The organism is Glutamicibacter sp. FR1 (assembly GCF_047300825.1).
In the GTDB taxonomy this organism is placed as follows: Bacteria; Actinomycetota; Actinomycetes; order Actinomycetales; family Micrococcaceae; genus Glutamicibacter; species Glutamicibacter nicotianae.
In genome coordinates, this window is the sequence record NZ_CP178602.1 from 502,998 (window position 1) to 527,793 (window position 24,796).

The following is a 24,796-nucleotide window of genomic DNA, read 5'->3' on the forward strand; positions in this document are numbered from 1 at the left end:
CTTTTCCAAGGGGTTGCTGGTGGCTTTTTATTTTTTTATGGAGAGTTTGATCCTGGCTCAGGATGAACGCTGGCGGCGTGCTTAACACATGCAAGTCGAACGATGAAGCCCAGCTTGCTGGGTGGATTAGTGGCGAACGGGTGAGTAACACGTGAGTAACCTGCCCCCGACTCTGGGATAAGCCCGGGAAACTGGGTCTAATACCGGATATGACCATGGAACGCATGTTTTGTGGTGGAAAGATTTATCGGTGGGGGATGGACTCGCGGCCTATCAGCTTGTTGGTGAGGTAATGGCTCACCAAGGCGACGACGGGTAGCCGGCCTGAGAGGGTGACCGGCCACACTGGGACTGAGACACGGCCCAGACTCCTACGGGAGGCAGCAGTGGGGAATATTGCACAATGGGCGAAAGCCTGATGCAGCGACGCCGCGTGAGGGATGACGGCCTTCGGGTTGTAAACCTCTTTCAGTAGGGAAGAAGCGAAAGTGACGGTACCTGCAGAAGAAGCGCCGGCTAACTACGTGCCAGCAGCCGCGGTAATACGTAGGGCGCAAGCGTTATCCGGATTTATTGGGCGTAAAGAGCTCGTAGGCGGTTTGTCGCGTCTGCCGTGAAAGTCCGAGGCTCAACCTCGGATCTGCGGTGGGTACGGGCAGACTAGAGTGATGTAGGGGAGACTGGAATTCCTGGTGTAGCGGTGAAATGCGCAGATATCAGGAGGAACACCGATGGCGAAGGCAGGTCTCTGGGCATTTACTGACGCTGAGGAGCGAAAGCATGGGGAGCGAACAGGATTAGATACCCTGGTAGTCCATGCCGTAAACGTTGGGCACTAGGTGTGGGGGACATTCCACGTTTTCCGCGCCGTAGCTAACGCATTAAGTGCCCCGCCTGGGGAGTACGGCCGCAAGGCTAAAACTCAAAGGAATTGACGGGGGCCCGCACAAGCGGCGGAGCATGCGGATTAATTCGATGCAACGCGAAGAACCTTACCAAGGCTTGACATGTGCCAGACCGCTCCAGAGATGGGGTTTCCCTTCGGGGCTGGTTCACAGGTGGTGCATGGTTGTCGTCAGCTCGTGTCGTGAGATGTTGGGTTAAGTCCCGCAACGAGCGCAACCCTCGTTCCATGTTGCCAGCACGTAGTGGTGGGGACTCATGGGAGACTGCCGGGGTCAACTCGGAGGAAGGTGGGGATGACGTCAAATCATCATGCCCCTTATGTCTTGGGCTTCACGCATGCTACAATGGCCGGTACAATGGGTTGCGATACTGTGAGGTGGAGCTAATCCCTAAAAGCCGGTCTCAGTTCGGATTGGGGTCTGCAACTCGACCCCATGAAGTCGGAGTCGCTAGTAATCGCAGATCAGCAACGCTGCGGTGAATACGTTCCCGGGCCTTGTACACACCGCCCGTCAAGTCACGAAAGTTGGTAACACCCGAAGCCGATGGCCTAACCACCTTGTGTGGGGGGAGTCGTCGAAGGTGGGACTGGCGATTGGGACTAAGTCGTAACAAGGTAGCCGTACCGGAAGGTGCGGCTGGATCACCTCCTTTCTAAGGAGCTAACCATTATTGGTTGCCCATGCTGGACACGAGTGTTGTCCGGGTGGGTTGCTCATGGGTGGAATATCAATGGACTCAATACTGGAAAACGTGCTGGCTGATGCTGGTGCGGGGTATTGGCTGTGGCTGCGTGGTGCTTGGGCATCTGCTAGTACGCATTGCAGGGGGTTTTCTTCTTGCGGTGCTGGAATGCGGTGTGTGGGTGTTGTGTGGTTTGTATGGTTTGGCATGCTGTTGGGTTTTGAGGCAACAAGCCTCCTTTCCTGGTGAATGGTTGCCGGGGTTCTTCCTGTGGGGAGGGTCCTGGTGGTGTTCGCTTGGGTGAGGGGTTCTTGGTGTTTCGGTGTTTGTCCTGTGTTTGCTGCAAGGATGTCCTGTTGGATTGATGCTGGCCTTTGGTTGGTGTTGGTTTTGGGGTGTTGTTGCGGGGGTGCGGGGTTGTTGTTTGGGAACTGTATAGTGAACGCGAGCATCTTGCAGATGAGATGAGCTGGGTAGTCCTTTTCCTGGGATTGCCTGGTGTTGGAGTCTTGTCTGCGTGATTTTGTTAGATTGTTTTATTGCTCAATTCTGAGACTTTGATTTGTGTTGAAGTTTTTAAGGGCGCACGGTGGATGCCTTGGCATCAAGAGCCGATGAAGGACGTGGGAATCTGCGATAAGCCTGGTGGAGTCGATAACCGGACGTTGAGACCAGGATTTCCGAATGGGGGAACCCCGCACCATGTTATGTGGTGTGACCTGCAGCTGAATGTATAGGCTGTGTGGAGGGAACGCGGGGAAGTGAAACATCTCAGTACCCGCAGGAAGAGAAAACAACAGTGATTCCGTTAGTAGTGGCGAGCGAACGCGGATGGGGCTAAACCGGTTGGTGTGTGATAGCGGATAGGCGTTGCATCACCGGGGTTGTGGGGTTGACATGTACCAGCGCTATCTTGCTGGTGGGATGAGGTGCAGGCGTATAGGTGAATCGGTTGGAATGCCGGACCAGAGAGGGTGATAGTCCCGTAGGTGTAATGCGTGTCTGCCGTTCTAGTGTTGATACCCGAGTAGCACGGGGCCCGTGAAACCTTGTGTGAATCTGCCAGGACCACCTGGTAAGCCTGAATACTACTTGATGACCGATAGTGAATCAGTACCGTGAGGGAATGGTGAAAAGTACCCCGGGAGGGGAGTGAAATAGTACCTGAAACCGTGCGCTTACAATCCGTTAGAGCCTGGGACTTGTTCCTGGGTGATGGCGTGCCTTTTGAAGAATGAGCCTGCGAGTTAGTGTTACGTCGCGAGGTTAACCCGTGTGGGGAAGCCGTAGCGAAAGCGAGTCTGAATAGGGCGTTTGAGTGGCGTGATCTAGACCCGAAGCGAAGTGATCTACCCATGGCCAGGTTGAAGCGCGTGTAAGAGCGTGTGGAGGACCGAACCCACTTCAGTTGAAAATGGAGGGGATGAGCTGTGGGTAGGGGTGAAAGGCCAATCAAACTTCGTGATAGCTGGTTCTCCCCGAAATGCATTTAGGTGCAGCGTTGCGTGTTTCTTGCTGGAGGTAGAGCTACTGGATAGGCGATGGGCCCTACAAGGTTACTGACCTTAGCCAAACTCCGAATGCCGGCAAGTGAGAGCGCAGCAGTGAGACTGTGGGGGATAAGCTTCATAGTCGAGAGGGAAACAGCCCAGAACGCCAACTAAGGCCCCTAAGCGTGTGCTAAGTGGAAAAGGATGTGGAGTTGCTGTGACAACCAGGAGGTTGGCTTAGAAGCAGCCACCCTTGAAAGAGTGCGTAATAGCTCACTGGTCAAGTGATTCCGCGCCGATAATGTAGCGGGGCTCAAGCACACCGCCGAAGTTGCGTCATTCAAGTATTAGCCTGGTTTCGATTGGGTGCTTGGATGGGTAGGGGAGCGTCGTGTGGACGGTGAAGTCGCGGTGGAAACCAGCGGTGGAGGCCACACGAGTGAGAATGCAGGCATGAGTAGCGAATGACGGGTGAGAAACCCGTCCGCCGAATGATCAAGGGTTCCAGGGTTAAGCTAATCTGCCCTGGGTTAGTCGGGACCTAAGGCGAGGCCGACAGGCGTAGTCGATGGACAACGGGTTGATATTCCCGTACCGGCGAAGGACCGCCCATACCAAGCTGTGGATGCTAACCATGACGGATCATGGCTGTTGCGGCCTTCGGGTTGCTGGTTGTGTGATGTGGTGGGAACCGATGCAGTGAGGTCAGCGTATTAACAGGTGTGACGCAGGAAGGTAGCCGAGCCAGGCAATGGAATTGACCTGGTCCAAGGGTGTAGGAAGAGTGGTTGGCAAATCCGCCGCTCATATGTTCTGAGACCTGATAGGCGCCCCGTTTATGGGGTGATTCGGTGATCCTATGCTGCCTAGAAAAGCATCGGCGCGAGGTCCCAGTCCGCCCGTACCCCAAACCGACACAGGTGATCAGGTAGAGAATACTAAGGCGATCGAGAGAATCATGGTTAAGGAACTCGGCAAAATGCCCCCGTAACTTCGGAAGAAGGGGGGCCTGCCCCGTGATGGAGACGTGCTCTCCGGAGGCGGGTGTGGGCCGCAGAGACCAGGGGGAAGCGACTGTTTACTAAAAACACAGGTCCGTGCGAAGTCGCAAGACGATGTATACGGACTGACTCCTGCCCGGTGCTGGAAGGTTAAGAGGACTGGTTAGCCCTTGTGGCGAAGCTGAGAATTTAAGCCCCAGTAAACGGCGGTGGTAACTATAACCATCCTAAGGTAGCGAAATTCCTTGTCGGGTAAGTTCCGACCTGCACGAATGGAGTAACGACTTCCCCGCTGTCTCAACCATGAACTCGGCGAAATTGCAGTACGAGTAAAGATGCTCGTTACGCGCAGCAGGACGGAAAGACCCCGAGACCTTTACTATAGTTTGGTATTGGTGTTCGGTGCAGCTTGTGTAGGATAGGTGGGAGACTGTGAAGCTTGGACGCTAGTTCAGGTGGAGTCATCGTTGAAATACCACTCTGGCTGTACCGGTCACCTAACTTCGGACCATGATCTGGTTCAGGGACAGTGCCTGATGGGTAGTTTAACTGGGGCGGTTGCCTCCTAAAATGTAACGGAGGCGCCCAAAGGTTCCCTCAGCCTGGTTGGCAATCAGGTGTCGAGTGTAAGTGCACAAGGGAGCTTGACTGTGAGAGTGACAGCTCGAGCAGGGACGAAAGTCGGGACTAGTGATCCGGCGGCACCTCGTGGAAGGGCCGTCGCTCAACGGATAAAAGGTACCTCGGGGATAACAGGCTGATCTTGCCCAAGAGTCCATATCGACGGCATGGTTTGGCACCTCGATGTCGGCTCGTCGCATCCTGGGGCTGGAGTAGGTCCCAAGGGTTGGGCTGTTCGCCCATTAAAGCGGTACGCGAGCTGGGTTTAGAACGTCGTGAGACAGTTCGGTCCCTATCCGCTGCGCGCGTTGGAAATTTGAGAAGGGCTGTCCTTAGTACGAGAGGACCGGGACGGACGAACCTCTGGTGTGTCAGTTGTACTGCCAAGTGCATCGCTGATTAGCTACGTTTGGAAGGGATAACCGCTGAAAGCATCTAAGCGGGAAGCCTGCTTCGAGATGAGATTTCCATGCACCATTGTGTGTGAGAGGCCCCCAGCTAGACCACTGGGTTGATAGGCAGGATGTGGAAGCAAGAACTGAAGACTTGTGCAGCTGACCTGTACTAATAGGCCGATGACTTACAACACACAATAAAACAATGATTTGAACTGATGATTTCAATGCTGTTCGCGTTCACTATACGGTTACGAGACAACAACCTCAAACCGAGAATACTTGGCTTTGTGCGTGCTTTGCTGCATGCCACCGAAGGCAACACCAAACCGTAGGGTTTGTGTGCTTCGTGATTGTTACGGCGGTCATAGCGTGGGGGAAACGCCCGGTCCCATACCGAACCCGGAAGCTAAGGCCCATTGCGCCGATGGTACTGCACTCGTGAGGGTGTGGGAGAGTAGGTCACCGCCGGACTTAACCTAAATAATGGGTTTGAGGCTCTAACCAGTGATGGTTGGAGCCTCACCTGTTTAACCCGTGGAGGGCTTGGGGGTCAGGCATGAGTGCTTGGCCTGTTTTTGTTTAAGGGGATTCGGTCGCTGGCCGCTGCCGCGGCCCGCAATGGATCAGGCCGGCATTGGGTTGCGGTGCCAGCTGTGATGACTGGCAACCTTAAAGGATTGAACTTCAACTTAGTCCGATAGCCGATGTTCGAGTGCAACCGGGTATGGAGCAGAGGATTGTTTTCTAGTTTCAATTGTTTCCACTGACGGGTGGTTGCCAGGCATGAGACGGTGTCATAGCCAATTGAAAACTGCCCGCGCCAAGCTAAAACGCTCCCCTACTCTCAACTTTGTTATCCTGCTTGACGCTATCGATTAGCTCCGTCCAGTTCTTCGCCGAGTTCGATCGCCCGGCGAAATAACACTGCTAGATCGAGGCATGTCGAGCAGTGCAGGACGCGACGTCCAAGCAAAAGTAGCAGCCACGTTGAGTCACGTGACTCTCGACTGAGCGCCAGCGTCATTGGCTGTTTTGACCTGTTCTCAAGTCCACGAGCAATCACTTAGTTCGGTTTTTCCGACGACTGGGCACCGAATCCGCAATTGCGAGGCTTCTCACCTCTTTTTACGAAAGCACTGATATGGGCGCACAGCAGAAGCCTCGGCCTCCAATAGATCGCCTGTGGTCCACAGATGCGTGTTCCTGCTGTCAGTTTTCCGGAGTGCACCACTTTGTCGGTTGGCTAGTTCAGGAGACTGCGGCAGCAATGCGCACGGAGCCAGACTAGATAAACATTTCCATGCCAGCTCTAGTGGGCGAAGCTCCAAGAGGCTTATCATGACGATTCATTAAAGCCCTTGAAAGAATTGCAGTCCGGTATCTCAGCTTCAAATTATCACTAGTCTGAGGATCCGGACTCTCTTGACCATTTCGCTGATACGACATGCTTGTGACTGCCATTACATAGGTGGCGGGGGTTGAAGCGCACCAGCAAAGGTGAGTAGGAGCCCACTGAGCATATAGGAATCTCGGAGGAGCAATATGCGAACTAGCCAGACAAGCCAAAACTTGAAATGCGGCTTGAGTACACGGCATATCAGATTTATCGCCCTAGGGCCTGCCATCAGCACTGGCTTATTCTACGGTTCTGCAAGCGCCATTCAAATGGCTGGTCCAGCCGTGCTGCTGGCCTACATACTCGGTGGCGCAGTGGTGTTCATGGTGATGCGTGCGTTGGGAGAAATGGCCGTCCGCAATCCGACCTCCGGCTCATTCGGCAACTATGCCACTGAATTTGTCGGCCGTTTCGCTGGCTTCGCCACAGGGTGGACTTACACCTTCGAAATGTTTCTGGTGGCTCTGGCAGATGTGACAGCTTTTGGCGTGTATATGGGCTTCTGGTTCCCTAACGTTGAACGATGGATCTGGATCTTGGCGGTTGTTTTCTTCATCGCTGCCGTGAACCTGCTTTCGGTCAAAGTCTTCGGGGAACTGGAGTTCTGGTTCTCGCTGGTCAAGGTCGTCGCCATCGTTGGAATGATCGCCGGTGGAGTTCTCGTAATTGTCTTCGGTCTGGGAAATCAAAGCGAAGGCGCTGCTGGTCTATCCAATCTCTTCGCTAACGAGGGTTTCATGCCGCACGGCATTTGGTGAGTTATCGCCTCGCTGACGATCGTCTTGTTTGCACTCAGTGGTACCGAGGTAATCGGCATTACTGCCGGCGAAGCACAAAACCCCCGAAAGGTCATACCGCAGGCGATCAACTCTGTTCCAGTGCGCATCCTATTGTTCTACGTACTGACGCTCGGTGTCATCATGTGCATTCAGCCATGGAACACGATCGTTGGCAATGAGAGTCCATTCGTCTCGATCTTCTCCAGCATCGGTTTCTCGTCTGCAACGAACGTTCTGAATTTCATCGTCATCACAGGGGCACTTTCAGCAATCAACGCGGACATCTTCGGCGCAGGACGCATGATTCACGGCATGGTCAAGCAAGGCCAGGTACCCCAGGTGTTCACGAAGACCACGGCTAACGGTGTCCCATGGGTGATATCTTTATCGATGATCGGTGCGCTGCTTATCGGTGTCGTGCTGAACATATGGTTCGAAGACCAGATCTTCTTCCTGATCGCTGCATTGGCTACGTCCACGACCGTTGTCGTTTGGTCGATGATCTTGATCTCGCATATCCGGATGAAGCATCGGATAGACAGAGATGCTCTTGAACCATCAGCATTCCCAGTTCCGTTGTGGCCCGTGGGCAGCTACTTGGCGTTGGCCTTCATGATCTTTGTGATCATCCTTATTGGCATTATTCCGGAAACGCGCAGTGCGCGCTCATTACTGGTCTAATTTGGGTTGCAATCCTGGGCATAAGCTATCGGCTGTTCGTAAGAGTAAAGGCTAGTCCAGCTGAAACCCAAGCAACGAAGATGGAAGGGACCTCAGCAGCTGAACGGCGATAGCCTCAAAGAATGCTGGGGCCGTGACCTAGGCCTACTGCAAGGTGACCCGTAATGAGGGCACAAACAGCGCCGTGCACCGGACAGCTATTGCATAGGCAAGTCATCTAGTTCACCTTTGCCTGCCGTAAGCCTTAGTCTCAGGTAAATACCTGCAGACACCGACTCGTGGAGATGACGATGGCAACTACCCACGCTGAATTCCTAGATGCCTTAAGCGCAGCGTTACCGGACGAAGCCCTCGAAACATCGCGTGTGGTGCTTCGAGAAAACTCCAGGGACTTCGGGCAATTGTCGGGAAATCCCGTTGAACCGCTAGCCGTGGTTTTCGCCAGTTCCGTAGCGGATGTCCAACGAGTTCTACGCTTGGCCACTGAATACAAGGTGCCGGTGATTAGCCGCGGTGCCGGCACTGGTGTTTCCGGGGGCGTTCACGTGCTAGGCGATGCCATCGTGTTGAACCTGAGTAGAATGAATAGAGTTCTAGAAATCCGCCCGGAAGATGAAGTCGCTGTTGTTGAACCTGGCGTCATCAATCATCAGCTGAACGAAGCCGTTGCAGAATTCGGTCTCATGTATGCCCCGGATCCTGCGAGCTACAAGATGTCGACGATCGGTGGCAATATCGCTACCAATGCTGGTGGTTTGCGTTGCGCGAAATATGGCGTCACTCGTGAATCCGTCCTCTCACTAGACGTCGTATTGGCTGACGGCCGGCTAATCCGAGTTGGCAAGAACACGTTCAAGGGCGTCGCTGGCTATGATCCCGCTGCCCTATTCACAGGGTCCGAGGGCACATTGGGCGTCGTCGTTCGCGCAGTTGTTCGATTGCGCTATCTTCCAGTGGATGAAAGGGACATAACGCTATTGTTCCTCAGCTTGGAGGAGGCAGTCGAAGGCGTTCAATTGATTGCCAAAGCTAGAATCCAACCTGCCATTCTGGAACTGATCGATCACTCGACGTTGCTCATTCTCGATGAACAGTACTCAACGAATTACGCAGGCCTCGGCGGTGCCATGTTGCTGGCTCGACTAGATGGCTATGGCGCCGAGCGTGAAGAATCTGCTCTCCGTGAAGTTTTCGAAGAACGCAATGCACAGCTAAGCAATTCAGCGGATCCCAGAGCTACGAAGCTGATCGAAATGCGCCGAACCAGCCGCGGTGATACCAAAGATGATGCTTACCGCACTGGCGAAGATGTCGCCATTCCGAAAAGCAGAATGGTTGAATACGTGCACCGCGTTCAACAAGTGGCACGCGAAGAGAACGTCGACATGCGGATGATTTCGCATGTGGGCGATGGCAATCTGCACCCGACATTCTCTGTAGAACCAGAAGACGGTGTGGACCCCTTAGCCAGGCTAGACCGTGCGGTTGAGGCCTCAGTGCGCATTGCTTTGGAACTAGGCGGCACGATTACCGGTGAACACGGTGTCGGATTGATTAAAAAGGATTGGTTGCAATGGGAGCAATCAAGTGAAGTGGTCGAACTCCAACAGGAGATCAAACGTCTTCTGGATCCGTTGAATATCTTGAATCCCGGGAAAGCTATTTAAAGTAAGAACCTACGAGGGGCAGCCAATAAACTGGCGAGGCGAAACGCGCAGGCATGGCGGACTCTGAAAATAGTTCTGCACGGGTGTATAGTGAAAGGGTTGTAACCACGGGATATGGCGCAGCTTGGTAGCGCGCGTCGTTCGGGACGACGAGGTCGCAGGTTCAAATCCTGTTATCCCGACTTGCAGCAAAAAGGGGAACTACGGTTCCCCTTTTTTGCGTTAAGCCGCCCCAGCAACACCCGGTAAAACCTAAATAGCCTTCTGGGTTTTAGGGGGCAATTGGAAGGCTGTCCTGTAGCGAATGGCAGTTCCATAACAAGCGTTCCAGCAAACGAGCTGCAGATCACTCGAGGATATCGCCTCAGGATGTGCGATCTGAGATTTTTTTAGGTATAGTTATATCTCGTGCTAAGGCATTCAATGCGGATCAGTTTCGGCTGCTGAAGCAAACGAATACCAAGTCACATTGGGATATGGTGTAATTGGCAACACAACGGTTTCTGGTTCCGTCATTCTAGGTTCGAGTCCTGGTATCCCAGCGCTTCACCAAAGAAATTTGGTGAGCTGAAGATTTTCTTCAGCATACGGCCCCATCGTATAGCGGCCTAGTACTCTGCCCTCTCACGGCAGCAACACGGGTTCGAATCCCGTTGGGGTCACCAAAGCAAAAAATCGCGGAACTTATGTTCCGCGATTTTTTTATGCACGAAAACTATGGACGGATTCGAATTCGGCTTTAACTGGAGCTTCCCCAAACTAGGCATCCCTTCGACAAGGCCGGCTTGGTTTGCAGTTCTAAAGTGGATGACGGGACACTGGCCGTAGAGCCGTAGAGCCGTAGAGCCGTAGAGCCGTAGAGCCGTAGAGCCGTAGAGCCGTAGAGCCGTAGAGCCGTAGAGCCGTAGAGCCGTAGAGCCGTAGAGCCGTAGAGCCGTAGAGCCGTAGAGCCGTAGAGCCGTAGAGCCGTAGAGCCGTAGAGCCGTAGAGCCGTAGAGCCGTAGAGCCGTAGAGCCGTAGAGTCACCACTGCGTTTCAACGATCTCTTCATAGTTCCTACTGAAACCTGTCGTGATCGCCTGAGTCGTTGGCTCAATGGATGTACCAGTGAAATACGGACTGACGCAGATTGCGCGCAACACTGAAACGGCATCGAAGGTAGGCCGGCGCCTTCTTGGGTGTAGAACGACACGGTGTCCGTCTTGCCTCGTTGCGAATCATGAACTCCCGTTTTACGGCCTGCGGGACTAGTCCACTCCAGATCACCTGTGGCTAGGGCAACGGCCACCGTGGCGTCCAAGCGCCGTTCGACGCCTAACTTTTGATGACATTACTTTTGGCTACAAACGAATACAGCCCATCGAATTCTTCTGCATAGCGATTGCAGCTAGGGGATTTACCGTGGCGGCACTTTGGGTGTTTGGTCAAGGTTCTTGGAATCACGGGGTCGTATGTTTATCCCGCATGGACCAGGCGTTCACAGGCTGCACTGCTGGCATCCGTTTCGATGCTTTGCTTAGCATGGTCTTCGGATCCTGGGCATTGACGATTCTGCCATCCTGAGAATGTTCGCTATTCGTATGGAGATCCAGCAGACATCGAGGCGAGGGCCCTTAGATTCTCGAACCAAGCGAAAGACTCTTGGGGCGTGCCAATATGCCGCCGTGGAACATGCCCTCATAGTGTAACGACGATCACTGCAAAAAGCGTCGTATCGATTTGCGGAGCCCTGAGAACCTATGTATAGTTTTTATCTGTTGCCGGAACGGAAACACCACGGAATCTACCGAATGTTTACCCGGCAGCCAATCACTTTCCACTCAAGGTTTTCCACCGATTTTGATCGGATCAGGAAGTCTGGTAAGTTGGAAAAGTTGCTCCGGAGCGAAGCAGTGGCCATCAGAGGATGGCTGGTGTGGTGTCGAGAGTGTTTGTTGTTTGAGAACTCAATAGTGTGCCAAGTTTGTTGATACCGAATATTTTTATTTGGTGAATACATAACATTTGCTTGAGGCATTGCACCCCCGTGCAGTGTTCTTGAGTGTTTTATTATTCGCCAGGACTTCATCGGCTTCGCCCTTCTTTTCCAAGGGGTTGCTGGTGGCTTTTTATTTTTTATGGAGAGTTTGATCCTGGCTCAGGATGAACGCTGGCGGCGTGCTTAACACATGCAAGTCGAACGATGAAGCCCAGCTTGCTGGGTGGATTAGTGGCGAACGGGTGAGTAACACGTGAGTAACCTGCCCCCGACTCTGGGATAAGCCCGGGAAACTGGGTCTAATACCGGATATGACCATGGAACGCATGTTTTGTGGTGGAAAGATTTATCGGTGGGGGATGGACTCGCGGCCTATCAGCTTGTTGGTGAGGTAATGGCTCACCAAGGCGACGACGGGTAGCCGGCCTGAGAGGGTGACCGGCCACACTGGGACTGAGACACGGCCCAGACTCCTACGGGAGGCAGCAGTGGGGAATATTGCACAATGGGCGAAAGCCTGATGCAGCGACGCCGCGTGAGGGATGACGGCCTTCGGGTTGTAAACCTCTTTCAGTAGGGAAGAAGCGAAAGTGACGGTACCTGCAGAAGAAGCGCCGGCTAACTACGTGCCAGCAGCCGCGGTAATACGTAGGGCGCAAGCGTTATCCGGATTTATTGGGCGTAAAGAGCTCGTAGGCGGTTTGTCGCGTCTGCCGTGAAAGTCCGAGGCTCAACCTCGGATCTGCGGTGGGTACGGGCAGACTAGAGTGATGTAGGGGAGACTGGAATTCCTGGTGTAGCGGTGAAATGCGCAGATATCAGGAGGAACACCGATGGCGAAGGCAGGTCTCTGGGCATTTACTGACGCTGAGGAGCGAAAGCATGGGGAGCGAACAGGATTAGATACCCTGGTAGTCCATGCCGTAAACGTTGGGCACTAGGTGTGGGGGACATTCCACGTTTTCCGCGCCGTAGCTAACGCATTAAGTGCCCCGCCTGGGGAGTACGGCCGCAAGGCTAAAACTCAAAGGAATTGACGGGGGCCCGCACAAGCGGCGGAGCATGCGGATTAATTCGATGCAACGCGAAGAACCTTACCAAGGCTTGACATGTGCCAGACCGCTCCAGAGATGGGGTTTCCCTTCGGGGCTGGTTCACAGGTGGTGCATGGTTGTCGTCAGCTCGTGTCGTGAGATGTTGGGTTAAGTCCCGCAACGAGCGCAACCCTCGTTCCATGTTGCCAGCACGTAGTGGTGGGGACTCATGGGAGACTGCCGGGGTCAACTCGGAGGAAGGTGGGGATGACGTCAAATCATCATGCCCCTTATGTCTTGGGCTTCACGCATGCTACAATGGCCGGTACAATGGGTTGCGATACTGTGAGGTGGAGCTAATCCCTAAAAGCCGGTCTCAGTTCGGATTGGGGTCTGCAACTCGACCCCATGAAGTCGGAGTCGCTAGTAATCGCAGATCAGCAACGCTGCGGTGAATACGTTCCCGGGCCTTGTACACACCGCCCGTCAAGTCACGAAAGTTGGTAACACCCGAAGCCGATGGCCTAACCACCTTGTGTGGGGGGAGTCGTCGAAGGTGGGACTGGCGATTGGGACTAAGTCGTAACAAGGTAGCCGTACCGGAAGGTGCGGCTGGATCACCTCCTTTCTAAGGAGCTAACCATTATTGGTTGCCCATGCTGGACACGAGTGTTGTCCGGGTGGGTTGCTCATGGGTGGAATATCAATGGACTCAATACTGGAAAACGTGCTGGCTGATGCTGGTGCGGGGTATTGGCTGTGGCTGCGTGGTGCTTGGGCATCTGCTAGTACGCATTGCAGGGGGTTTTCTTCTTGCGGTGCTGGAATGCGGTGTGTGGGTGTTGTGTGGTTTGTATGGTTTGGCATGCTGTTGGGTTTTGAGGCAACAAGCCTCCTTTCCTGGTGAATGGTTGCCGGGGTTCTTCCTGTGGGGAGGGTCCTGGTGGTGTTCGCTTGGGTGAGGGGTTCTTGGTGTTTCGGTGTTTGTCCTGTGTTTGCTGCAAGGATGTCCTGTTGGATTGATGCTGGCCTTTGGTTGGTGTTGGTTTTGGGGTGTTGTTGCGGGGGTGCGGGGTTGTTGTTTGGGAACTGTATAGTGAACGCGAGCATCTTGCAGATGAGATGAGCTGGGTAGTCCTTTTCCTGGGATTGCCTGGTGTTGGAGTCTTGTCTGCGTGATTTTGTTAGATTGTTTTATTGCTCAATTCTGAGACTTTGATTTGTGTTGAAGTTTTTAAGGGCGCACGGTGGATGCCTTGGCATCAAGAGCCGATGAAGGACGTGGGAATCTGCGATAAGCCTGGTGGAGTCGATAACCGGACGTTGAGACCAGGATTTCCGAATGGGGGAACCCCGCACCATGTTATGTGGTGTGACCTGCAGCTGAATGTATAGGCTGTGTGGAGGGAACGCGGGGAAGTGAAACATCTCAGTACCCGCAGGAAGAGAAAACAACAGTGATTCCGTTAGTAGTGGCGAGCGAACGCGGATGGGGCTAAACCGGTTGGTGTGTGATAGCGGATAGGCGTTGCATCACCGGGGTTGTGGGGTTGACATGTACCAGCGCTATCTTGCTGGTGGGATGAGGTGCAGGCGTATAGGTGAATCGGTTGGAATGCCGGACCAGAGAGGGTGATAGTCCCGTAGGTGTAATGCGTGTCTGCCGTTCTAGTGTTGATACCCGAGTAGCACGGGGCCCGTGAAACCTTGTGTGAATCTGCCAGGACCACCTGGTAAGCCTGAATACTACTTGATGACCGATAGTGAATCAGTACCGTGAGGGAATGGTGAAAAGTACCCCGGGAGGGGAGTGAAATAGTACCTGAAACCGTGCGCTTACAATCCGTTAGAGCCTGGGACTTGTTCCTGGGTGATGGCGTGCCTTTTGAAGAATGAGCCTGCGAGTTAGTGTTACGTCGCGAGGTTAACCCGTGTGGGGAAGCCGTAGCGAAAGCGAGTCTGAATAGGGCGTTTGAGTGGCGTGATCTAGACCCGAAGCGAAGTGATCTACCCATGGCCAGGTTGAAGCGCGTGTAAGAGCGTGTGGAGGACCGAACCCACTTCAGTTGAAAATGGAGGGGATGAGCTGTGGGTAGGGGTGAAAGGCCAATCAAACTTCGTGATAGCTGGTTCTCCCCGAAATGCATTTAGGTGCAGCGTTGCGTGTTTCTTGCTGGAGGTAGAGCTACTGGATAGGCGATGGGCCCTACAAGGTTACTGACCTTAGCCAAACTCCGAATGCCGGCAAGTGAGAGCGCAGCAGTGAGACTGTGGGGGATAAGCTTCATAGTCGAGAGGGAAACAGCCCAGAACGCCAACTAAGGCCCCTAAGCGTGTGCTAAGTGGAAAAGGATGTGGAGTTGCTGTGACAACCAGGAGGTTGGCTTAGAAGCAGCCACCCTTGAAAGAGTGCGTAATAGCTCACTGGTCAAGTGATTCCGCGCCGATAATGTAGCGGGGCTCAAGCACACCGCCGAAGTTGCGTCATTCAAGTATTAGCCTGGTTTCGATTGGGTGCTTGGATGGGTAGGGGAGCGTCGTGTGGACGGTGAAGTCGCGGTGGAAACCAGCGGTGGAGGCCACACGAGTGAGAATGCAGGCATGAGTAGCGAATGACGGGTGAGAAACCCGTCCGCCGAATGATCAAGGGTTCCAGGGTTAAGCTAATCTGCCCTGGGTTAGTCGGGACCTAAGGCGAGGCCGACAGGCGTAGTCGATGGACAACGGGTTGATATTCCCGTACCGGCGAAGGACCGCCCATACCAAGCTGTGGATGCTAACCATGACGGATCATGGCTGTTGCGGCCTTCGGGTTGCTGGTTGTGTGATGTGGTGGGAACCGATGCAGTGAGGTCAGCGTATTAACAGGTGTGACGCAGGAAGGTAGCCGAGCCAGGCAATGGAATTGACCTGGTCCAAGGGTGTAGGAAGAGTGGTTGGCAAATCCGCCGCTCATATGTTCTGAGACCTGATAGGCGCCCCGTTTATGGGGTGATTCGGTGATCCTATGCTGCCTAGAAAAGCATCGGCGCGAGGTCCCAGTCCGCCCGTACCCCAAACCGACACAGGTGATCAGGTAGAGAATACTAAGGCGATCGAGAGAATCATGGTTAAGGAACTCGGCAAAATGCCCCCGTAACTTCGGAAGAAGGGGGGCCTGCCCCGTGATGGAGACGTGCTCTCCGGAGGCGGGTGTGGGCCGCAGAGACCAGGGGGAAGCGACTGTTTACTAAAAACACAGGTCCGTGCGAAGTCGCAAGACGATGTATACGGACTGACTCCTGCCCGGTGCTGGAAGGTTAAGAGGACTGGTTAGCCCTTGTGGCGAAGCTGAGAATTTAAGCCCCAGTAAACGGCGGTGGTAACTATAACCATCCTAAGGTAGCGAAATTCCTTGTCGGGTAAGTTCCGACCTGCACGAATGGAGTAACGACTTCCCCGCTGTCTCAACCATGAACTCGGCGAAATTGCAGTACGAGTAAAGATGCTCGTTACGCGCAGCAGGACGGAAAGACCCCGAGACCTTTACTATAGTTTGGTATTGGTGTTCGGTGCAGCTTGTGTAGGATAGGTGGGAGACTGTGAAGCTTGGACGCTAGTTCAGGTGGAGTCATCGTTGAAATACCACTCTGGCTGTACCGGTCACCTAACTTCGGACCATGATCTGGTTCAGGGACAGTGCCTGATGGGTAGTTTAACTGGGGCGGTTGCCTCCTAAAATGTAACGGAGGCGCCCAAAGGTTCCCTCAGCCTGGTTGGCAATCAGGTGTCGAGTGTAAGTGCACAAGGGAGCTTGACTGTGAGAGTGACAGCTCGAGCAGGGACGAAAGTCGGGACTAGTGATCCGGCGGCACCTCGTGGAAGGGCCGTCGCTCAACGGATAAAAGGTACCTCGGGGATAACAGGCTGATCTTGCCCAAGAGTCCATATCGACGGCATGGTTTGGCACCTCGATGTCGGCTCGTCGCATCCTGGGGCTGGAGTAGGTCCCAAGGGTTGGGCTGTTCGCCCATTAAAGCGGTACGCGAGCTGGGTTTAGAACGTCGTGAGACAGTTCGGTCCCTATCCGCTGCGCGCGTTGGAAATTTGAGAAGGGCTGTCCTTAGTACGAGAGGACCGGGACGGACGAACCTCTGGTGTGTCAGTTGTACTGCCAAGTGCATCGCTGATTAGCTACGTTTGGAAGGGATAACCGCTGAAAGCATCTAAGCGGGAAGCCTGCTTCGAGATGAGATTTCCATGCACCATTGTGTGTGAGAGGCCCCCAGCTAGACCACTGGGTTGATAGGCAGGATGTGGAAGCAAGAACTGAAGACTTGTGCAGCTGACCTGTACTAATAGGCCGATGACTTACAACACACAATAAAACAATAATTTGAACTGATGATTTCAATGCTGTTCGCGTTCACTATACGGTTACGAGACAACAACCTCAAACCGAGAATACTTGGCTTTGTGCGTGCTTTGCTGCATGCCACCGAAGGCAACACCAAACCGTAGGGTTTGTGTGCTTCGTGATTGTTACGGCGGTCATAGCGTGGGGGAAACGCCCGGTCCCATACCGAACCCGGAAGCTAAGGCCCATTGCGCCGATGGTACTGCACTCGTGAGGGTGTGGGAGAGTAGGTCACCGCCGGACTTAACCTAAGTGGGTTTGAGGCTCTAACCAGTGATGGTTGGAGCCTCACCTGTTTAACCCGTGGAGGGCTTGGGGGTCAGGCATGAGTGCTTGGCCTGTTTTTGTTTAAGGGGATTCGGTCGCTGGCCGCTGCCGCGTCTACCTGCGACCACAAATGCTTGACTTAGGCATCGTATAGTTCAAGTGGACACCGAAAATAGGCCTAGTGTGGGATATGAGCGCGGCCGCGACCGACTCATCGATGGTCTCTCGACTCATCTTCCAATTGCGAAAGTGGGAAACCGAACGTGAGAACTTATGTCGTTACTGGCGCTGCTTCCGGCATTGGTGCAGCCGCAACTGAATTGATTCGCGAACGTGGGCACAAGGTCATCGGCGTTGATCTACGCGATACTGACGTCGCGACTGACCTGTCGACTCAGGAGGGCCGGAAAAGTGCCATCAAGCAGACTCTATAGCTTTCCGAAGGCAAAATTGACGCTGTCATCGCCGCCGCGGGTATTTCGGCTCCTAAGGCAATTACGGTATCGGTAAACTACTTCGGTGTTACCGAGTATTTGGAAGGCCTCCTGCCAGCTCTGGGGCACTCGGAGGCACCACGTGTGGCCGTCGTGTCCTCGATGGCTCCGATCCAGCAGAATTCCGCTGAACTCGTTGAAGCATTGATTACGGGCGACGAAGAGGCAGCCCTGGCCATTGGCGCGGAACTGGAAGCCGCTGGCCCTGGACCGGCTACTTGAACTACCCGTCCTCCTAGCGCGCGCTGAGCCGCTGGGTACGCCGTGAATGCATCACGGAGAAGTGGGCCGGCGCAGGAATCGCATTGAATGCTGCGGCTCCTGGCACCGTGATCACCAACATGACTCGCGAATTGCTGGCCACCGACGAAGGCAAGGCAATGGTCGACAAGAATGTGCCGATGCCGCTGAACTACGACTCTGAGGCTGTGGTGGTCGCCAGGCTGCTGCTGTGGCTGACGAGTGATGAAAACAAAACACCCATCACCGGCCAAACCATCTACTGCGATGGCGGTGCCGAGACGACGTTGCGAGGGGATAACATCTGGAGCTAGATCAGGAAGCCGTGTATGGCGAAGGACACTGCTGGCAACCGGTTCTGAAGTGGCGCAACCCCTGCGCGCTTGATATAGTTATGGAGTTGTCGCAATCGCGAATGACACCGTAGTTTTCCCGTGGCTAGCCATGAGGTATAGAGTTACGGCGATCATAGCGTGGGGGAAACGCCCAGCTCCATACCGAACCTGGAAGCTAAGACCCACAGCGCCGATGGTACTGCACTCGGGAGGGTGTGGGAGAGTAGGTCATCGCCGGGCATAATTTGCCGAAGGCCCCGAACGAGAGTTCGGGGCCTTCGATGTTTAACCGTGAAGGTGCGCCACCGTTTAAATCATCGGCGGCTCGGAAATTCATTTCCGAGCCGCCGATAATGCAGGTATTAGGCGTGGTCCAAACGCAGACCGCTTTCCGTATCAAACAGGTGCACATGCTCCATATTTGGCGCAATGTTGATGCGCGCTCCACGCTCAGGAGGGGTACGGCCATCAACACGAACAACCACCATCTGGGTTTCGCCGCCCAGCTCCGCTGAGCCGTAGATGTAGGCATCTGCGCCGAGCTCTTCAACCACGTCTACGACAATCTCGATGCCTTCGCCGGCACCGACAATCTCGACGTCCTCTGGACGGAAGCCCAAAGTGGTTCCGCCCTGGGCTCCCGGTGCGTCGATAGCGGTTGAGCCGAAAGCGACCTGTCCATTGGACGACTGCAGCTGGACTAAATTCATGGCGGGGGAACCGATGAAGCCTGCGACGAACACATTGCGTGGGCGATCGTAGAGCTCGCGTGGGGTGCCTACCTGCTGCAATTCGCCGTCCTTGAGCACCGCAACGCGGTCGCCCATGGTCAGCGCTTCCACCTGGTCGTGGGTCACATATACGGTTGTGACTCCCAGACGTCGTGTCAGAGAAGCGATCTGGGTACGGGTCTGCACGCGCAGCTTTGCATCGAGGTTGGACAGAGGTTCGTCCATCAAGAACACCTGAGGCGAACGGACAATGGCGCGGCCCATGGCTACACGCTGGCGCTGGCCGCCCGAGAGGGCCTTGGGCTTGCGGTCCAAGTACTTCTCCAAGTCGAGAAGCTTGGCGGCCTCCAACACGCGCTGCTTGCGTTCTTCCTTGTTCACGCCGGCGATCTTCAAGGCAAAGCCCATATTCTCGGCAACGGTCATGTGGGGGTACAGCGCGTAGTTCTGGAAGACCATGGCGATGTCACGGTCCTTTGGCGGAACGTTGGTCACGTCCTTGTCGCCAATGAGAATGCGGCCGGAATTTACTTCTTCCAAGCCTGCAAGCATGCGCAGAGTGGTGGACTTGCCGCAACCCGAGGGGCCAACCAAAACGAGGAATTCTCCATCCTGGATTTCCAAGTCGATAGCGTCGACGGAGGGCACTAGTGCGCCCGGATAAATGCGGGTGGCCTTTTCAAAGGTCACAGTTGCCATGATGACAATCCTTTCACGGGCAGGTACGTGCCCGACGATCCGTAGTGAAAGTGAATTGGGACACTTCAGTTTCGCATGGAAATCAGACTTTTCAAAATATCTGGCAATTCAGCAGGCGAAGAGATTGAGTACGCTGCCGCTGTTGGCTCGGAACCCACCTTGATGCCCACATCTTCCGCGCCGAGGACCCTGAATCCGTTCTCGTCGGTGACGTCATCGCCAGCAAAAAGGACCGCCTGCACGTCGAGGGTCTCACGCAGCCACTGCAGGCTTTGGCCTTTGTCGCCGTGATGCACGGTGGCTTCCAAGACCGCCTTGCCATCGAGCAGTTTCACACCGTCCAAATCAGCAAGGGCTTGCCTCGCCTGTGCCAAAGCCTTGGCAGCCGCATCCGGCAGTGCCTGGCGGACATGCAGGACCGTGGCCGACGGCTTGTACTCCAAGCTGGCGTTCTCATGCAGCTGTGCGACGTGCTCCAAGCGCTGGGTCACTGTCCGAAGCAGTACGGTTTGCTCGGCGGTCAGCGGCTCATCCTGCCAGTTTGCGCCCAGCCGGGACGGAACCACACGTTCGGCGCCGTGCGAGCCAATGCAAATCCCTGGACGCGGCTGCGGGTAGACCTCGCGCAAGGACTGCAGGTTACGGCCCGACACTACAGCGGTGTATACGCCAGGGCTGGCCGCCAGCTGCTCGAAGGCGGCAGCGGTCTGAGGCAGCGGCCGGGCATCTTGCGGCCGGTCGACCAGCGGGGACATCGTTCCATCAAAGTCCAAAGCCACGAGCACCCGCTCGTGCTCGGCAAACTCAGCCAGCGCGGCATGCAGGGAAGGATCTAGTTCTGGCAATGCGTTCCTCATCAAGGATCACGATTCCCGCGGGAATCTGCTTAGCGAACGATTTCGTGCACGGAGGTGGCCGCATTGATCTCGGCCAGTTCAGCCAGGAAATCATCGGACCATTTGGAAACATCATTGAGCGCCAAATGGCGGTTCATGCGCTTCATCCGGCGTTCCTGCTCCGTCTCGTTCATCTGGACTGCTTCCACGATCTTGGCTTTCATCCCGTCGATGTCGTGGGGATTGACCAGTACGGCCTGGGTCAGCTGATCGGCAGCACCGGTGTACTCCGAGAGCACCAGCACGCCGCGGCCGTCCTGGTGAGCGGCGACGTACTCCTTGGCCACCAGGTTCATGCCATCGCGCAGGGCCGTGACCAGCAGGACGTCGGCGGCCAGGTACATGGCGATCATTTCGCGCAGCGGATAGGACTGATGCAGGTAGCGCAGGGTGGTGTGGCTCAGGGTGTCATGCTGGCCGGTGATCTGGCCGACCATCAGTTCCACCTGGTCGCGCAGCTCGATGTAGCTGTCCACGTTTTCCCGGCTGGGGCTGGCAACCTGGATCAGGCAGACGTCGCCGGCGCGCAGCGTCTGGTCGGAGAGCAGCTCGCCGTAGGCCTTCAGGCGGTGGCGGATGCCCTTGGTGTAGTCCAAGCGGTCCACGCCGAGCATGATGGTTTTCGGGTTGCCCAGCTCATGGCGGATCTGTGCCGCGCGGGCGATGATTTGCGGATCGCGCGATAGCTTGGCGATGTGCTCCGTATCGATGGAGATCGGATGGGCCTTGGCACGGCAGAGATTCTGCATTTCGTTGCCGGCTGGCGGCGACGCCACATCGCCCTTGGTCGAGTAACCGGTGAACCGGCGCAGGCAGCGCAGGAAATTGCTGGCATCGGTTTCACGCTGGAATCCGACCAGATCAGCCCCGGCCAGCCCCTCCAGAATCTGCGTGCGCCACGGCAGCTGCGAGAACAGGCTGGCTGCCGGAAACGGTATGTGCAGGAAGAAGCCTATCTTCAGATCAGGGCGTGCCAGCCGCAGCATCTGCGGAACCAGCTGCAGCTGGTAGTCGTGGACCCAAACGGTCGCGTCCGGAGCGGCAATACCCAGTACTGCATCGGCGAATCGCCGGTTGATTCTCTTGTACCGGTCCCACCAGGTGCGATGGTATTCCGGTGGCACGATCACGTCGTGGTAGAGCGGCCACAGCGTCGAGTTGGAGAAGCCCTCGTAGTACTGGGTCAAGTCGTCTTCATCCAGGGGGACCGGAACCAGATGGATGTCATCCTTGTCGAAGCTCTCCAGCTCCTCGCCAATACCGCCATGCCAGCCCACCCAAGCGCCTTCGGAGGCGGCCATAACAGGTTCCAGGGCCGTCACCAAGCCACCGGGCGAACGCTGGAATCCTTGCGACCCGTCAGGATTGGTGATGCGGTCCACCGGAAGGCGGTTGGCCACAACCACGAAATCGTAGGAATTCTCGGTCTTTGTACTCGGCGCTGGGTTACCCACTGCAAACCTCCTGGTTTATTCAATCTGATTCACCGGCGTGGTGCAGATTCGTCGGTTCTGAGTGAATGACTTCTCGTCTAATTTCCTCGCTCTTGCTATTTAGCCTAATGAAAACTGGCTGGTAAGGGAACGATGGGGCGGATTGCACCGTCATACGCGTCACTTTTGCGCAGATGCCGTGTACTCAGGATGGGAATGGCAGTGGACAAACCATTTCCGCTGGTCACTTGGTTTAACGCTCATGTTAAGCCGTGAAGGGTACTTTGGGGGCTGTATGCGGAAGATATGTGAGTCCTGTGAAGGTGGATCAATCTTGAGTTTTCACGGATACGGACCCCGGGAATTGGCTAAGCTTGACTCCAGATGATACTTGTCCGCTGACCAAGGAAACGCCAAATACATGTCTACGAATAACCCGCGCCCATCGAAGGCGGAGCGCACCGCGAGTGCCCGTGAGAAGGCGGCGCAGATGCGTGCCGCGCAAGAAGCCGCCCAGAAGCGCAAGTCGCTTTTCGTGAAGCTGGGTGTCTTGGCTGCAGTCATTGTGGTCATCGCACTGGTAGTTACTTTGATCGTGCAGAACAACAACGCCAAGATTGCCGACTCCGGCGCCGTGCCGCAGGGCGGTACCGCAGGGGGCGGCATCATGGTCACCTCTCCAGACACCGTTGCACAGAAGACCATCGAGAACGTGGACATCAAGACCCTTGAAGCGCCTGCCGAAGTGCCGAATCCTGCCACCCCGCGCGACCTGACGGTGGCTGACAAGGGCGAGCCGATCAATATCACCATGTACGTTGATGCCAACTGCGTCCATTGCGCAGACTTCGAGGCCACCTACGGAGACCAGATCGAAGAATGGCTGGCCAATGGCGATGTCACCGTTGAATACCGCAACGTCGGCTACCTGGACCGTGGTTCGCCAACCAACTTCTCCTCGCGCGGCGCGAACGCACTGGCTTGCGTTGCCGACGAGAGCCCAGCTGCCTACATGAGCTTCGTCAAGGCGCTCTGGGGCCACTACCCAGAGGGCGAGATGAAGAACGCAGAGCTGGCGGACCTGGCCATCCAGAACGGTGCAGCGGAATCTGTGACCAAGTGCATCGAGGATGACAAGTTCCGTCCCTTCGTCCAGTACGCCACTACCGCTGGCCAGTACGACGGCGTAGCCGGCACCCCCTCGATCTTCATCCAGGGCAAGGAGTTCGCACTGGGAACCCAGGACTTCCCGACCGAGGTCGAGAAAGCCATCGCTGCCAACAAGTAAGCCCATCCAGCCACCGCTGGACAATTGTCCGGGATCCGGTAGTATCCTTAGTGATCTCGCACCCGGTCGATGGGAAGGAAGCCAATGTTGGCTTCCTTCCCATCGGCATTTAATCAGGCATGCGCTGCGCGGCTGCGCCAATTCGCAGTGCCGCAGGGTTTTCCGATATTCTTATTCGGTACGCCCCCTTAGCTCAGCTGGCCAGAGCGTCTGTCTTGTAAACTGAAGGTCACCGGTTCGAATCCGGTAGGGGGCTCTGATCTGGTCTTGGACCAGCAGCTGGAACCGTGCCGATGAGTTTTCATGGCACGGTTTTTCGTTTTCACCCTGGATTGTGCCCGATGCAACCTCGAGCCTGTGGCAGGCTCTAGGATCCCACCGGTAGAATTCTGCGCAGAACCTAGATTTGAGGAGCCGACCATGGCCGGAGGCCTTGCAGCACTATTGGACGACGTGGCCGCCCTGGTGAAAGTCACCGCGGCATCGCTGGACGACATCGCGCTGGGCGCTGGCAGGGCCAGCACCAAATCCCTGGGCATCGTAATCGACGATGCGGCAGTCACCCCGCAATACGTGGCAGGGCTCTCGCCGAAGCGCGAGCTTCCAATCATCTGGAAGATCGCAGTTGGCTCCATCCGGAACAAGATGCTGATCATCCTTCCGGTGGCTCTGATCCTTTCGCAGTTCGCCCCCTGGGCGCTGACCCCGATCCTGATGATCGGCGGCGCCTATCTTGTTTTCGAAGGCGCCGAGAAGCTGCTCGAAGCGATGGGCGCGATCAAGCACCACACTCCGGGCGGCAAGGAGGGCGTGCGCGACGAGAAGGCGATCATCGGCTCGGCCGTGCGCACCGACCTCGTGCTTTCCGCGGAGATCATGGTCATCTCGCTGAATGAGGTGGCGCACGAATCCTTCCTGAACCGGGCGCTGATCCTGGTCGTGATCGCGATCATGATGACCGTCGTGGTCTATGGCGCCGTGGGGCTGATCGTGAAAATGGACGACATTGGCCTGCACATGGCCGCCAAGCCGCGCCAGCTTTCGCAGAAGATCGGCCGCGGCCTGGTCAAGGCGATGCCCATCGTGATGTCGATCCTGAGCAAGGTCGGCGTGATCGCGATGCTCTGGGTCGGCGGGCACCTGCTGCTGGTCGGCATGGACGAGCTCGGCTGGCATGCGCCGTACGGCTTCGTGCACCATGTGGAGCTGCTGGTCCACGACGCAACCGGCCAGGCAGGCGCCATGCTCGGCTGGCTGGTGAATACCGCCTTCTCCTGCCTGGCCGGTTTCATCATCGGCTCGGTGATTACCGCCATCGTCCTGGGCATCCAGAAGCTGCGCCGCAAGGGCGAAGCCGAAGCCGCCCACTAGAAACGGAAATC

General features: G+C 55.6%; 8 protein-coding genes, 4 tRNA genes, 7 rRNA genes and 1 pseudogene. 17 read left to right on the forward strand and 3 right to left on the reverse strand.

Annotation, left to right across the window (positions count from 1 at the left end):
• The first annotated feature begins 34 nt into the window (after positions 1-34).
• The 14 genes and pseudogenes from ACLQ8T_RS02480 to rrf (ACLQ8T_RS02545) all read left to right on the forward strand — a co-directional run bounded on the left by ACLQ8T_RS02480 (position 35) and on the right by rrf (ACLQ8T_RS02545) (position 18,607).
• A 16S ribosomal RNA gene (locus tag ACLQ8T_RS02480) occupies positions 35-1,560 on the forward strand.
• Positions 1,561-2,156: 596 nt separating this feature from the next.
• Positions 2,157-5,291: ribosomal RNA gene (locus ACLQ8T_RS02485) — 23S ribosomal RNA — on the forward strand.
• Between the two features lie 163 nt (positions 5,292-5,454).
• A 5S ribosomal RNA gene (gene rrf / locus ACLQ8T_RS02490) occupies positions 5,455-5,571 on the forward strand.
• Together the 16S, 23S and 5S rRNA genes form the textbook arrangement of a ribosomal RNA operon.
• A 1,071-nt stretch (positions 5,572-6,642) precedes the next feature.
• Positions 6,643-7,956: pseudogene (locus tag ACLQ8T_RS02495) on the forward strand (amino acid permease).
• A gap of 290 nt (positions 7,957-8,246) precedes the next feature.
• A complete protein-coding gene (locus tag ACLQ8T_RS02500; RefSeq protein ID WP_413455587.1) occupies positions 8,247-9,623 on the forward strand; it encodes an FAD-binding oxidoreductase in 1,377 nt (458 codons plus the stop codon).
• 108 nt (positions 9,624-9,731) lie between these two features.
• Positions 9,732-9,805 (forward strand) — tRNA-Pro (locus ACLQ8T_RS02505).
• Positions 9,806-10,093: 288 nt separating this feature from the next.
• Positions 10,094-10,165: transfer RNA gene (locus ACLQ8T_RS02510), tRNA-Gln, on the forward strand.
• Between the two features lie 47 nt (positions 10,166-10,212).
• Positions 10,213-10,288: transfer RNA gene (locus ACLQ8T_RS02515), tRNA-Glu, on the forward strand.
• Positions 10,289-11,737: 1,449 nt separating this feature from the next.
• Positions 11,738-13,263: ribosomal RNA gene (locus ACLQ8T_RS02520) — 16S ribosomal RNA — on the forward strand.
• Positions 13,264-13,859: 596 nt separating this feature from the next.
• Positions 13,860-16,994: ribosomal RNA gene (locus ACLQ8T_RS02525) — 23S ribosomal RNA — on the forward strand.
• A 163-nt stretch (positions 16,995-17,157) separates the two neighbouring features.
• Positions 17,158-17,274 (forward strand): 5S ribosomal RNA (gene rrf / locus ACLQ8T_RS02530).
• A 602-nt stretch (positions 17,275-17,876) separates the two neighbouring features.
• On the forward strand, positions 17,877-18,014 hold the full coding sequence (locus tag ACLQ8T_RS02535; RefSeq protein WP_413455588.1) for a hypothetical protein: 138 nt from the start codon (positions 17,877-17,879) through the stop codon (positions 18,012-18,014).
• Positions 18,015-18,097: 83 nt separating this feature from the next.
• A complete protein-coding gene (locus ACLQ8T_RS02540) occupies positions 18,098-18,346 on the forward strand; it encodes an SDR family oxidoreductase (RefSeq protein ID WP_413455589.1) in 249 nt (82 codons plus the stop codon).
• Between the two features lie 144 nt (positions 18,347-18,490).
• Positions 18,491-18,607, forward strand: a 5S ribosomal RNA gene (gene rrf, locus ACLQ8T_RS02545).
• 122 nt (positions 18,608-18,729) lie between these two features.
• On the opposite strand, the gene ACLQ8T_RS02550 is transcribed toward rrf (ACLQ8T_RS02545), so the two are convergent.
• The 3 genes from ACLQ8T_RS02550 to ACLQ8T_RS02560 form a co-directional block, all read right to left on the reverse strand.
• Positions 18,730-19,797: an ABC transporter ATP-binding protein gene (locus ACLQ8T_RS02550; RefSeq protein WP_413455590.1), complete on the reverse strand. Its 1,068-nt coding sequence runs from the start codon at positions 19,795-19,797 to the stop codon at positions 18,730-18,732.
• Positions 19,798-19,862: 65 nt separating this feature from the next.
• The gene (gene otsB / locus ACLQ8T_RS02555) at positions 19,863-20,642 is read right to left on the reverse strand and encodes a trehalose-phosphatase (protein WP_413455591.1); all 780 of its coding nucleotides are present in this window, start codon (positions 20,640-20,642) and stop codon (positions 19,863-19,865) included.
• A gap of 41 nt (positions 20,643-20,683) precedes the next feature.
• On the reverse strand, positions 20,684-22,147 hold the full coding sequence (locus ACLQ8T_RS02560) for an alpha,alpha-trehalose-phosphate synthase (UDP-forming) (protein ID WP_073706479.1): 1,464 nt from the start codon (positions 22,145-22,147) through the stop codon (positions 20,684-20,686).
• A gap of 400 nt (positions 22,148-22,547) precedes the next feature.
• Here ACLQ8T_RS02560 and ACLQ8T_RS02565 point away from each other — a divergent pair, with 400 nt between their 5' ends.
• The 3 genes from ACLQ8T_RS02565 (at position 22,548) to ACLQ8T_RS02575 (ending at position 24,785) form a co-directional block, all read left to right on the forward strand.
• Positions 22,548-23,414 carry a DsbA family protein gene (locus ACLQ8T_RS02565; protein ID WP_204720559.1) on the forward strand — a complete coding sequence of 289 codons (867 nt, stop codon included), beginning with the start codon at positions 22,548-22,550 and terminating at the stop codon, positions 23,412-23,414.
• A 182-nt stretch (positions 23,415-23,596) separates the two neighbouring features.
• Positions 23,597-23,670 (forward strand) — tRNA-Thr (locus ACLQ8T_RS02570).
• Between the two features lie 164 nt (positions 23,671-23,834).
• A complete protein-coding gene (locus ACLQ8T_RS02575) occupies positions 23,835-24,785 on the forward strand; it encodes a DUF808 domain-containing protein (RefSeq protein ID WP_413455592.1) in 951 nt (316 codons plus the stop codon).
• The last annotated feature ends 11 nt before the right edge of the window (positions 24,786-24,796 follow it).

What these genes read in the sequence shown, in the direction of transcription:
- ACLQ8T_RS02575 (WP_413455592.1), top strand. Translation starts at nt 23,835, where the DNA reads ATGGCCGGAGGCCTTGCAGCACTATTGGACGACGTGGCCGCCCTGGTG.
- ACLQ8T_RS02500 (WP_413455587.1), top strand. Translation starts at nt 8,247, where the DNA reads ATGGCAACTACCCACGCTGAATTCCTAGATGCCTTAAGCGCAGCGTTA.
- ACLQ8T_RS02565 (WP_204720559.1), top strand. Translation starts at nt 22,548, where the DNA reads ATGTCTACGAATAACCCGCGCCCATCGAAGGCGGAGCGCACCGCGAGT.
- ACLQ8T_RS02550 (WP_413455590.1), bottom strand. Translation starts at nt 19,797, where the DNA reads ATGGCAACTGTGACCTTTGAAAAGGCCACCCGCATTTATCCGGGCGCA.